At 70.4% G+C, this 11,811-nt stretch carries 11 protein-coding genes; 6 read left to right on the top strand and 5 right to left on the bottom strand.

What is annotated here, in order from left to right:
- Positions 1–48 precede the first annotated feature (48 nt).
- The 6 genes from DTA15_RS31190 to rfaE2 all read left to right on the top strand — a co-directional run bounded on the left by DTA15_RS31190 (position 49) and on the right by rfaE2 (position 6,068).
- Positions 49–1,041 (top strand): fumarylacetoacetate hydrolase family protein, encoded by a 993-nt coding sequence (locus DTA15_RS31190; protein WP_006490901.1) that lies wholly within the window; start codon positions 49–51, stop codon positions 1,039–1,041.
- A 132-nt stretch (positions 1,042–1,173) separates the two neighbouring features.
- Positions 1,174–2,001 (top strand): enoyl-CoA hydratase/isomerase family protein, encoded by an 828-nt coding sequence (locus DTA15_RS31185; RefSeq protein ID WP_006490902.1) that lies wholly within the window; start codon positions 1,174–1,176, stop codon positions 1,999–2,001.
- An 81-nt stretch (positions 2,002–2,082) separates the two neighbouring features.
- Positions 2,083–2,826 (top strand): PhaM family polyhydroxyalkanoate granule multifunctional regulatory protein, encoded by a 744-nt coding sequence (locus DTA15_RS31180; RefSeq protein ID WP_012492373.1) that lies wholly within the window; start codon positions 2,083–2,085, stop codon positions 2,824–2,826.
- A gap of 24 nt (positions 2,827–2,850) precedes the next feature.
- The gene (locus tag DTA15_RS31175) at positions 2,851–4,077 is read left to right on the top strand and encodes a patatin-like phospholipase family protein (RefSeq protein WP_006482098.1); all 1,227 of its coding nucleotides are present in this window, start codon (positions 2,851–2,853) and stop codon (positions 4,075–4,077) included.
- Between the two features lie 465 nt (positions 4,078–4,542).
- On the top strand, positions 4,543–5,421 hold the full coding sequence (locus tag DTA15_RS31165; RefSeq protein WP_011353352.1) for a ferritin family protein: 879 nt from the start codon (positions 4,543–4,545) through the stop codon (positions 5,419–5,421).
- A 161-nt stretch (positions 5,422–5,582) separates the two neighbouring features.
- Positions 5,583–6,068, top strand: a complete 486-nt coding sequence (rfaE2, locus tag DTA15_RS31160) for a D-glycero-beta-D-manno-heptose 1-phosphate adenylyltransferase (protein ID WP_006482095.1) — start codon at positions 5,583–5,585, stop codon at positions 6,066–6,068.
- Between the two features lie 16 nt (positions 6,069–6,084).
- On the opposite strand, the gene DTA15_RS31155 is transcribed toward rfaE2, so the two are convergent.
- The 5 genes from DTA15_RS31155 to DTA15_RS31135 form a co-directional block, all read right to left on the bottom strand.
- The gene (locus DTA15_RS31155) at positions 6,085–6,327 is read right to left on the bottom strand and encodes a hypothetical protein (RefSeq protein WP_006482093.1); all 243 of its coding nucleotides are present in this window, start codon (positions 6,325–6,327) and stop codon (positions 6,085–6,087) included.
- Between the two features lie 197 nt (positions 6,328–6,524).
- The gene (locus DTA15_RS31150; RefSeq protein ID WP_006482096.1) at positions 6,525–7,325 is read right to left on the bottom strand and encodes a type III pantothenate kinase; all 801 of its coding nucleotides are present in this window, start codon (positions 7,323–7,325) and stop codon (positions 6,525–6,527) included.
- Positions 7,322–8,242, bottom strand: a complete 921-nt coding sequence (locus tag DTA15_RS31145; protein ID WP_006482094.1) for a biotin--[acetyl-CoA-carboxylase] ligase — start codon at positions 8,240–8,242, stop codon at positions 7,322–7,324. The genes DTA15_RS31150 and DTA15_RS31145 overlap by 4 nt, the downstream gene beginning before the upstream one ends.
- A 280-nt stretch (positions 8,243–8,522) precedes the next feature.
- Positions 8,523–9,368: a tetratricopeptide repeat protein gene (locus DTA15_RS31140; protein WP_012492374.1), complete on the bottom strand. Its 846-nt coding sequence runs from the start codon at positions 9,366–9,368 to the stop codon at positions 8,523–8,525.
- 8 nt (positions 9,369–9,376) lie between these two features.
- The gene (locus DTA15_RS31135; protein WP_012492375.1) at positions 9,377–11,446 is read right to left on the bottom strand and encodes a bifunctional 2',3'-cyclic-nucleotide 2'-phosphodiesterase/3'-nucleotidase; all 2,070 of its coding nucleotides are present in this window, start codon (positions 11,444–11,446) and stop codon (positions 9,377–9,379) included.
- Positions 11,447–11,811 lie beyond the last annotated feature (365 nt).

The following is an 11,811-nucleotide window of genomic DNA, read 5'->3' as shown; positions in this document are numbered from 1 at the left end:
ATCGTAAAATAGATTCCCTCCATCGTCACTACAACGGCAGATCCCCCTATGAAACTTGCTTCGCTGAAGGACGGCACGCGCGACGGCCAGCTGATCGTCGTGTCGCGCGACCTGCACACCGCGGCGATTGCCGATGCGATCGCGCCGACGCTGCAGCGCGTCCTCGACGACTGGGCGTTCTACGCGCCGCAACTGCGCGACCTGTACGACGCGCTGAACCACGGCCGCGCGCGCAACGCGTTCGCGTTCGACCCGGCCAACTGCATGGCGCCGCTGCCGCGCGCGTTCCAGTGGGCCGACGGCTCCGCGTACGTGAATCACGTCGAGCTCGTGCGCCGTGCGCGCGGCGCCGAGATGCCGCCCGAGTTCTGGACCGATCCGCTGATGTACCAGGGCGGCAGCGACGATTTCCTGGGCGCGCGCGACGACGTCGTGTGCCCGTCCGAGGAATGGGGCATCGATTTCGAGGCGGAAGTCGCGGTGATCACCGGCGACGTGCCGATGAGCGCGTCGCCCGACGACGCGCTGAAGGCCGTGCGGCTCGTCACGCTCGTGAACGACGTGTCGCTGCGCAACCTGATTCCGGCCGAACTCGCGAAGGGTTTCGGCTTCTTCCAGAGCAAGCCGGCCACCGCGTTCGCGCCGGTCGCCGTCACGCCCGACGAGCTCGGCGACGCGTGGCGCGAAGGCCGCGTGCACCGCCCGATGATCGTCCACTGGAACGGCAAGAAGGTCGGCCAGCCCGACGCGGGCACCGACATGGTGTTCCACTTCGGCCAGTTGATCGCGCACGCGGCGAAGACGCGCAACCTGCGTGCCGGCTCGATCGTCGGCTCCGGTACGGTCTCGAACAAGGACGCGAAGCGCGGCTACTGCTGCATCGCCGAGAAGCGCTGCCTCGAGACGATCGAGCACGGCGCGCCGCAGACCGAATTCATGCGCTACGGCGACACCGTGCGCATCGAGATGTTCGACGCGGCCGGCAAGTCGATCTTCGGCGCGATCGAGCAGTCGGTCGCGCCGCCCGACGGCGCGGCGTAAGCGGCGCGGGGCAAGCAACGCAGCGGCGAAACCCGGCTTCGGCCCGCGCGCCGGGTTTCGCCCGATGTTTGACCGCGCGGGCTTGGCTACACTCGATTCAGGCGTTCGAGCGCCTCGCACAAGGAGCAGCAGATGGCCGATCTTGCCGCGTACGGCGGTTACGAAGCACTGAAGGTGACGCGCCGCGACCATGGCGTGCTCGACATCGTGATGAGCGGCGAGGGCGCGAACCGCAGCGGCCTCGCGACCGCGAACGCGCGCATGCATCGCGAGCTCGCCGACATCTGGCGCGACGTCGATCGCGATCCCGACACGCGCGTCGCGGTGATCCGCGGCGAAGGCAAGGGCTTTTCGGCGGGCGGCGATCTCGCGCTCGTCGAGGACATGGCGAACGATTTCGACGTGCGCGCCCGCGTGTGGCGCGAGGCGCGCGACCTCGTCTACAACGTGATCAATTGCAGCAAGCCGATCGTGTCGGCGATGCATGGCCCGGCCGTCGGCGCGGGGCTCGTCGCCGGGCTGCTCGCCGACATCTCGATCGCCGCGAAGGATGCGCGCATCATCGACGGCCACACGCGGCTCGGCGTCGCGGCCGGCGACCACGCGGCGATCGTATGGCCGCTCTTGTGCGGGATGGCGAAGGCGAAGTACTACCTGATGCTGTGCGAGCCCGTGAGCGGCGAGGAGGCCGAGCGGATCGGCCTGGTGTCGCTCGCGGTCGAGCCGGCCGACCTGCTGCCGAAGGCATACGAAGTGGCCGAGCGGCTCGCGCACGGTTCGCAGTCGGCGATCCGCTGGACCAAGTACGCGCTGAACAACTGGCTGCGCACGGCCGGCCCGACCTTCGATACGTCGCTCGCGCTCGAATTCATGGGCTTTTCGGGGCCCGACGTGCAGGAGGGCGTCCGTTCGCTGCGCGAGCGGCGCCCGCCCGCGTTCCCGGGCGACGCGCCGTTCTGACGTGCGCGCTATGATCGAATCACGCGCGGCTGCGCGACGCACGGCGGCCGCCTCGCTCCCTCAGTCAACCAGGATGCCCGTATGACGACCGATGCCTCCGGCGCCAACCCTTTCGCCGGCTTTGCCGGGTTCCAGCCCGCCGACATGATGGACCGGATGTGGGACATGATCCGGATGTCGCCGTTCGGCGGGATGGCGCCGTTTCCGGGCGCCACGCACGGGCTGCCGCCGTCGCTGTCGAGCATGTCCGACATGATGTCGCCGCTCACGAACGTCGAGGAGCTCGACAAGCGGATCACCGATCTGCGCGCGGTCGAGCAATGGCTGAAGCTCAATCTCGGGATGCTGCAGTCCGCGATCCAGGCGCTCGAGGTGCAGCGCGCGACGCTCGCGACGCTGCGTGCGTTCGGCGCGTTCGCGCAAAGCTCGATGTCGGCGGCCGAGGAAGCGGCCGTGGCCGCCGCGCAGGCCGCGAAGCCCGCGTCGGCGGGCGAGCCCGCGCCCGATGCCGCGGCGTCCGCGGGGGATGCGCCGGCGGGCGACCCCGCGCAGCAGCCGTTCGATCCGGCCGGCTGGTGGAATCTGCTGCAGACGCAATTCAATCAGCTCGCGAGCCTCGCGATGGCGCAGCCGGGCATGCAGCCTGCCGCGCCGGGCGCCGCGCCGCCGGACGCCGCCGCGCCGGAGCCGGCCGCGAAGCCGGCCGGGGCCGCTGCCGCGCCGCGCAAGCCCGCCGCGAAGCGCGCGAAGCCGTCCGGTTCGGCCGCGGCGCGCGCGGCGGCCGCTTCGTCGCCCGAAACGCGTCCGCCGAAGCGCTCGACGTGATGCGGCGCAGGTAGCAGGTCGATCATGCGACTCGCGCTCGTTCTGATGGGAGGCGGCGCGCGCGCCGCATACCAGGTCGGCGTGCTGAAGGCGCTGGCCGAGATCGCGCGCGAGGCCGATCCGCAGCGGCACACGCTGCCGTTCGCGATCGTGTGCGGCTCGTCGGCCGGCGCGATCAACGCGACGTCGATCGCGAGCCACGCGGACGACTTTTCCCATGGCGTGCGCCGCCTGCTCGAATTCTGGGAGCCGCTGCGCGCCGATTACGTGTATCGCACCGACTGGCTCGGCATCGCGGCTGCCGGCGCGCGCTGGCTCGCGACGATGACGTTCGGCTGGGCGGCGCGCCGCTCGCCGCGCGGGCTGCTCGACAACACGCCGCTCGCGCACCTGCTGCAGCGCGAGCTGAGCTTCCACCGGATCGAGCAGATGCTCGAGGCGCGCCTGCTGCACGCGCTCGCGATCACCGCGCTCAGCTATTCGAGCGGCCGGCACCTCACCTTCTACCAGGCCGCCCAGCCGATCCAGGCGTGGCGGCGCGCGCAGCGCACCGCGCGGCTCGTCGACCTGTCGGCGTCGCACCTGCTCGCGTCGTCGGCCATTCCGTTCGTGTTCCCTGCGGTGCCGCTCGTGCTCGACGGGCAGATCGAGTACTTCGGCGACGGCTCGATCCGGCAGATCGCGCCGCTGTCGCCGGCGATCCACTTCGGCGCGGACCGGATCGTCGTCATCGGCGCGGCCGATCCGCGGCCCGAGATTCCGGCCGCGAACGGCGCGGGACGGGCCCGTGGTTATCCGACGCTCGCGCAGATCGGCCAGCAGGTGCTCGCGAGCGTGTTCCTCGACTCGATCGGCTCGGACATCGAACGGATCGAGCACATCAACCGGATGATCGAGCATCTGCCGCACCAGGTCGAGGTCGACAGCGGCTGGCGGCACGTCGACGTGCTCGCGATCGCGCCGTCCGAGCGCATCGAGCTGATCGCCGCGAAACACCTGAAGCAGATGCCGGCGACGATGCGCGGGCTGCTCGGTGCGATCGGCGGCAGCCAGCCGGCCGGCGCGTCGTTCGCGAGCTATCTGCTGTTCGAGGAAGCCTTCACGCGCGAGCTGATCGAGCTCGGCTACCGCGACGGCCGGGCGCAGCGCGAGACGCTCGCCGGCTGGATCGCGCAGGCCGACGGCAGCAGTGCGCCGGCGGCCGGCACGCCGCCGGAAGACGGTCTCGCGACCGGCGAAATACGGGTCTGACACGCGCAGGCGCAATGTAAGGTTGCGTTTTCGCGACGGTCGGCCGCGACCGATCGCCGCACCGTGGCTGGCGGCACGCGACCGGGCGAGCGTCTCGGAACCGTCATGCACGCGTGCTATCATGGCCGCCGCCGTATACACCATATCGAGCAGCCCGCCGATCCGGCATCCGCACGGGACCTTTCCGGGACCCGCCTGGGGCAGGGGACGGGCGCGCCACCGAGCCGGCCAGCGCCGGCCCCCACTCAGGCAAGCGCGGCCGGCTCCGTCCGAACGGAGCGGGGTTGCGGCATGCCCAACGGCGGCAACGCGGCCGCCAGGCAGCCGGACGAGGAATCAGCGTCCGGCGGGCCGGTTTCCCGCGTAAAATTAGAGTCTTGGCTGCAAAAAGCGCGCGTGGCGTGCTTGCGCGGCAACAGTCACGTTTAGAGAAGTCGCATTGCGCAGAACAGGGGTGGGACCATCATGAACACCATGCTTTATCCGGAACTTTACAGGTCGCTCGAAGCTGTCCGTTGGGACATGGAGAAGGACATTCCGTGGGACAAGTTCGACGCTTCGCTGCTCACCGACGAGCAGGCGAAGACGATCAAGATGAACGCGATCACCGAATGGTCGGCGCTGCCCGCGACGGAAATGTTCCTGCGCGACAACCAGCACGACAGCGACTTTTCCGCGTTCATGAGCGTGTGGTTCTTCGAGGAGCAGAAGCATTCGCTGGTGCTGATGGAATACCTGCGCCGCTTCAAGCCCGAGATGGTGCCGACCGAAGAGGAACTGCACGCGGTGCGCTTCCAGTTCGATCCGGCGCCGCCGCTCGAGACGCTGATGCTGCACTTCTGCGGCGAGATTCGCCTGAACCACTGGTACCGCTGCGCGGCCGACTGGCACACCGAGCCCGTCATCAAGCAGATCTACGAAACGATTTCGCGCGACGAAGCACGTCATGGCGGCGCGTACCTGCGCTACATGAAGAAGGCGTTGAACAACTGCGGCGACGTCGCCCGTGCCGCATTCGCGAAGATCGGCGTGCTGATGGCGTCGGCGCGCCGCACCGAGAAGCCGCTGCACCCGACCAACCTGCACGTGAACCAGGCGCTGTTCCCGCGCGACACCGTGCAGTCGCGTCTGCCGGATCCGGAATGGCTCGAGCGCTGGCTCGACGAGCAGATCCGGTTCGACGGCGAGTGGGAGAAGAAGGTCGTCGAGCGGATCCTGCACAACCTGTCGATCCTGTTCGAGCGCACGTTCGCGACCGCGCAGGAATTGAACCGCTACCGCAAGGAAGTCACCGGCCGCCTGCAGGCAGAAAGCGGCCCGTCGTCGGCCGCGCAGCCGGCCTGAGGCCGGCAGGGGCCGCCGTCGGCGCGAGTCGTACCCGATTCGCGCCCGGCGCGCGGCACCGTGTCGCGTTCATCGCATGAAGCCCGCCCGGCCGGTCCGGCGGGCTTTTTATCGGGTGCCGCCGTCGCGCGAGCCGTTGTCCATTCCGTCCGCTCTTCATCATGTCCGCCACTTTCGAACGCAAGCTGATCACCCGTGATGCCCTCGTCGCGCTGCGCGCGTCGCTGCCGTCGCCCGTCGTGTTCACCAACGGCGTATTCGACATCCTGCACCGTGGCCACGTCACGTATCTCGCCGATGCGAAAGTGCTCGGCGCCTGTCTGATCGTCGGCGTGAACAGCGATGCGTCGGTGCGCATGCTCGGCAAGGGCGACGACCGGCCGATCAACCGCGAAGAGGATCGCGCGGCATTGCTGGCGGCGCTGGAAAGCGTCGACTGGGTCGTGACGTTCGCGGAAAAGACGCCGGTGTCGCTGATCGAGGCCGTCCGTCCGGACATCCTCGTGAAGGGCGGCGATTACGACATGGATGCGCTGCCGGAATCGGCGCTCGTGCGCGGCTGGGGCGGCCGTGCGCTGGCGATCCCGTTCGAGCACGACCGCTCGACCACCGCGTTGCTGAAGAAGGTGCGCGCGCAACAGCCCTGAGCGCGACGCGGCGTCGTCACGGGGCGGACGCCGCGAGCGGTGCGGTCGTGACGGCTGGCGCCGCGATCGGGCCGCCGACGACGGGCTGATCGGTCGCCCGCAGGAGCGGCGTCACATGCAGCGCGTCGGGCCGTACCTGCCGCGACAGCACGCCGGGTTCGCGCGGGCCGGCCGCCGGCAGCGGCCCGAACACGCCGCGCGCCACCACGAACGCGAGCATGTTGGCGAGAAAGAGAACAGCGATCAGCCAGCGCAGCATCGTCGAAACTCCTTGTCGTCATTGACGTGGTTCACGTCGTTCAGTCGAGCCGGCCGCAGGGCCGGCTTTTTTCATGGCTTCCGTGGATCGTCCGTGCGGGCCGCTGGCGCGGCACCGCGCGGATGGCATCGTCGGCGTGAAGCCGGCCCGTTTGGGCTTGCGTCGTCACGCGCCGGCGCGATGCCGGCGCCTTTGCATCAATCCGGCGCCGTTGCCGGGTCGGCCGCGTCCGCGGCGATCAGCGCGAGCCCGGACAGGATCAGCGTGTCGTGCCGGGTATGCGCGATCGTCAGCGCACGCGCGACGTCGTCCGCCGCGCCGCCTGCCAGCACGAGCCGCACGGGCGCCTGCCACGCCGCGACGAGATCGCGCCACGCGCGTTCGATCAGACCGGCTTGCGCGTACAGGCACCCGGCCGACAGCGAGCGCGGCGTATCGACCTGGAACGGTTCGGCCTGCGCGCCCGCGAGCAGGCCGCTGGCGATGTCGGTGGTCAGCGTCGGCAACTGCGCGGTGTGCGTGCCGAGCGCGCGCATCATCAGCGCCCAGCCCGGCGCGATCAGTCCGCCCGTGAAGCAGCCGTCCGCGCGCAGTGCCTCGAGCGTCGTCGCGGTGCCGAACGTCGCGATCAGCAGATGCTCGCCCGGAAACGCCGCGTGCGCGCCGATCAGGCCGGCCCACCGGTCGCTGCCGAGCTGCTCGGGTGTCGTATAGCCGTTCGTCACGCCGCATTGCGCGGGCCGCGAGCGGATCGTCGTGCGCGGCAGGCCCGGCCAGCGCGCGTCGAGCAGCGCATCGATCCGCGCGGCCACGTCGGCGCCCGCGACGTTCGAGATCCATGCGCCGCGCGGCCGCGGCAGGCGCGACCAATCGGGATCGGCGCCGCCGTCGCGCGTGTGGCCGAACGCGCCCGTGTCGACGAGCGTGCGCCGCGCGTCGGCGAGCGCCCACTTGATCCGGCTGTTGCCGGCGTCGATCAGCAGGTGCGGTTCGCTCATTGCGCTTCGCGCAGCGACACGTCGCCGGCCGCGATCGTCTGTACGCCGTTCGGCGTGTCGAGCAGCAACTGGCCGGTCGCGTCGATGCCCGTCGCGATGCCGCGCGCCCGTTCGACGCCCTGTTCGAGCAGCACGACTTCGCGGCCGGCGTACGCGTGCAGCGCGTGCCAGCGCGGCAGGAACGGCGCGAGGCCGTCGGTGCCGAACTGTGCGAGCGCGGGCGTGAGCGCGTTCAGCGACGCGGCGAGCGTATCGGTGAGGTTCGCCGACGCGCACGCGATCGACAGCGCGGCGGGCGGCAGCCCGCTCGCGAGCGTCGCTTCGCGCGCGCGCAGCGCGTCGACCTGCGCGGCCACGGCTTCCGCGCCGCGCACGTTGATGCCGAAGCCGATCACGACCGCGGTGGCGTCGGCGGTGGTCCAGACGGTTTCGATCAGGATCCCGGCGAGCTTGCCGACGATACGCGGCGTGCCGTCGTCGTCGGTCGTCAGCAGCAGGTCGTTCGGCCATTTGAGCGCGACCCGCATGCGGGCGTCGAGCGGCAGCGTGGCCAGCCCTTCGGCGAGCGCGACGCCGATCGCGATGCTGAGGCCGCCGAGCGCATCGATGGCGCGCGGCACGATGCAGCCGACCGAGCACAGCAGCGCATTGCCGGGCTGCGCGAACCACGGGCGGCCCTGCCGGCCGCGGCCGGCCGTCTGCTCGAACGCGACGCGCACGAGCGGCGCGGGCAACGCGCTCGCGGTGCGCGGCAGCGCCTTGAGCCGGGTCGCGACGTCGGCGTTGGTCGAGCCGGTGGCGGCGACGATGTCGAGCGGCCACGCGCGCGGCGTGGCGTCCAGGTGCGCCTCGAGCCGGTTGCGCGCGATGTGCGCGTCGCCGGATTCGGGCGTGTCGGAGGAGGTGGGGGCGTTCATGGCGCCTATTGTAGCGACAGGGGGCGTTGGCGCGCGCCGGACGGCGCACGCAACCTGCGGGACGACACGGCGTGGCTTGGCGCGGCATCGCTATCCGCTCCCGCGCCTCGATGCCCGCTTCCGACGTCATCTCGCACGCGAGCAGCGTCTTGTCCTTCAGCGCCGGGCCTTGGCGGGTCGAAACGAGGATCGGTGCGCCGCCGACGCCGCGCGGCCGACGCATGCGAAGCAACCACCGTTCGGCCAGGTCACGCTCGCGCGTCCCCCGGCCGAACGGCCATCACGGCGCGACGACCGGGTGCTTCAGCGCATGCGCGGTCTCGATCCACTGCGCGTGGAACTCGTCCGCGTCGGGCCGAAGCCCGAGTTCGCCGTTGCGATAGGCCATCGCAAGCGTCTGCACGGCTTCGGGCAACTCGTGTTCGGCGGCCCGGCGATACAGCGCGAGCGCGCGCGCTTCGTCGTGCGGCACGCCGCTGCCGTCGCGGTACGCGTTCGCGAGCATGAAGTCGGCGGCCGGGATGTCCGCGCGCGACGCGATGTCGAACCAGTGCGCGGCCTGCACCGGGTCGGCCGCGATGCCGTAGCCGCTGCGGTAGATCAGCCCGAGGTAATACGCGGCGGCCGGGTCGCCCTGTTCGGCGGCTGCGCCGAGCAGCGCGCGGGCGCGTGCATAGTCTTTCGGGAGGTCGCCGCTGCCGAGCAGCAACGCCTTGCCGAGCGCGAGCTGCGCGCGCCGCGCAGCCGGCGCGTCGGCCTTGCCGTCGGCCGCCGCGGCGGTTTCCAGCCAGCCGCGCCCCTCGTCGCGCAGCTCCGGCTCGTGCGCATCGACGAGCGCGATGCCGAGCGCCGCCTGCGCGGCGCCCGAGCCGCGGCGCGCGAGCGTGCGCAACTGGGCCAGCGCATGCGGCTCGTTCGCCTGCGTGACCATCGCCTGCCATTCGTCGAGCTGCGCGGCGCTCGGCGCGGGGCCGGCGCCGCGCAGGCCGGTCATCGTGACGACGGCCGCGACGGTCACGGCCGCCGCCGCGAGCAGCGCGGCGGGCGGGAGTTTCGCGCGCAGCACGCGCCGCGCGGCGGCGGCGAAGCCGGTTTCGGCGGGCCGCATCGTCCGGATCGGTTGCATCGCGTGTCTCATTGCGTGAGGTCGATCTCGTAGGTCGCGAGGTTTTTGCCCGAGCCGTCGTCGGCCGCGACCTGCGTGATGCCGGTCAGGCCGGCCGCCGCCGCGTCGCCGAGGCGGTTCGGCGCGGACGCGAACTGCACGTGCGCGACCGAGCTCGCGAGTTTCGTGAAGCGCCAGCTGCGTTGCGCGCCGTCGGCCGCACGCGTGATCGCGCCGCGCTTCTTGATGAACGCGATCAGCACGTCGCGGTTCGCATCGGGCGACGCGAAGATCGTCTTGCTGCCGTCGAGGCCCGGGAAATTGCCGCCGCCGCTCGCGCGGTAGTTGTTGGTCGCGACGATGAACTGCGCGTTCGGGTCGATCGGCGCGCCCTTGTACGTCAGGTTCCTGATCCGGCTGCCGACCGGCTGCGTGACGTCGATTTCATACGCGAGGTCGGCCGACGTGAACATGTCGAAGTTGTAGCCGGGGAAGGTGCTGACGAGCGGCTGCACGGTCGCCTTGGTCGGGTCGATCCGGTTGAAGCGCTTGGCGGCCGTCTCCAGCCAGTTCTTCACGTCGGTGCCGCTCACCTTCACCGCGTACACGGTGTTCGGATACAGGTACAGGTCGGCCGCGTTGTTGATCGCGAGCGCGCCCGGCGCGACGTCGGTGTAGTCGGTACCGCCGCCGAAGCCGCTCTTGAACGGCGCGCTGACCGACAGCACCGGCAGCGACGCGTATTGCGGCAGGTTCGCCTGCACGTAGGTCTTCACGTAGTCGGCCTGCGCCTCGTTGACGATCTGGATCGCGCCCGGATCGCCGACGTCCGCGAAGTACGAGTTCATCCGGTAGTCGGTCGAGCCGATCGGCGTCTTCACGTAGTCGATCGTCGCCTGGTGCTCGGCCGCGATCGCGGCGGACACCGACGGGTCGGCCGCGACGTAGCTCTTGTCGGGGTTCTGGATCGGCCGCGCCTCGACGGTCGTCTGCGACTTGTCGACGATCCACGTCTTGCCGTCGAACTTCAGGCCGAGCTTGATCACGCCGAGGTGCTTGCCCCAGTAGTTGGCCATCACGGTCGGCACGCCGTTGACGGTGCCCTTGACCTTGTCGACGCCCGGCAGGTTGAACTGCGACACGGTGCTGTTCGCATCCGGGAACACCTGATGCGAGTGGCCGATCAGCATCGCGTCGATGCCGGACACCTTCGACAGCCACCAGCTGCCGTTTTCCATCGTCGGCGAATACGCGGAATTGTCGAGGCCGCCGTGCGAGATCGCGACGACGAGATCGGCACCCTTCGCGCGCATTTCCGGGATGTACTTCTCGGCCGCTTCCTTCAGCCCGGTCGTGTAGACCTTGCCGTCGAGCCAGCGCTTGTCCCAGTTCATGATCGCGGGCGGCGTGAAGCCGATGATGCCGATCTTCACGGGCGCGCTGACCGTCTTGCCGTCCGGCGTCGTGGCCGTCACCGTGCGCGTCAGGATCGTGTACGGCGTGAACAGCGGCGCGTTGGTCTTCGCGCTGATCACGTTCGCGAGCACCTGCGGGAAGTTCGGGCCCGCGCACTTCTTCTGCTGGGCGGGCGCGGGCAGCCCGTCGACCTCGAAGGTGTTGCCGGTCACCTGCGACAGGTACGGCAGCCCGTAGTTGAACTCGTGGTTGCCGATCCCGCCGCCGTCGAATTTCGCGGCGTTCATCACCTTGTAGATCGCGAGCGTCTGGTCGCAGCCGACCGGCTTCACGAGCGCCTGGTAGTCCGACAGCGCGGTGCCCTGGATCGTGTCGCCGTTGTCGAGCAGCAGCGTGTTCGGGTACTGCTTGCGCGCCTGCGCGATCAGCGTCGACACGCGCTCGAAGCCGAGCGAATTGTCGGCGGCGAGCTTGAAATAGTCGTACGACAGCACGTTGGTGTGCAGGTCGGTCGTCTCGAGCAGCGCGAGCGTGGCCGTCGTGCCGACGGGCGCCTGGGCCTCGGGCTGCGACGGCGGCGTGGCGGTGACGTCGTCGCCGCCGCAGCCGGCGAGGACGAAGGCGAGGCTGGCGAGCGCGGCGGCGGCCGGTACGTGGCGGCGGGAAAGCGGGGGGAGACGCATCGGTTGTCCTGTTCGGTGTTCTGTTTTATGAAACGCGAGATACGCACGAATGGCGGCGCGGCGCGCCGACGGCCTGATGTGCGGCGCGTGAGAGTATCGAAAGGAAACGTGACGGAACAATGAAAGGTCGCGATGCCGGCGGCGGGCAGGCTCGTGGCGGCTTCGGGCTGATCGGCCGGCGCCCCGGCCCGGCGCTCCCGACCACGCGCGCCGAGCGCGGCGGCCCCAGCTGCGCGCCGCCAGCCCGGCGTCCCCGGCTGCGCGCCCCCGCTCGCGCCCCGAGCTCGCCGCCCACACGGAAATCCTCACGTCGCGGCGCCGGGCGGTTCGCTACAATGGCCGCTGTCATCCTTTTGCAAACAACC

The organism is Burkholderia cenocepacia, from assembly GCF_900446215.1.
GTDB lineage: Bacteria > Pseudomonadota > Gammaproteobacteria > Burkholderiales > Burkholderiaceae > Burkholderia > Burkholderia cenocepacia.
Note: the sequence above shows the minus strand (reverse complement) of the source record. Positions and strands in the feature narration are given on the sequence as shown.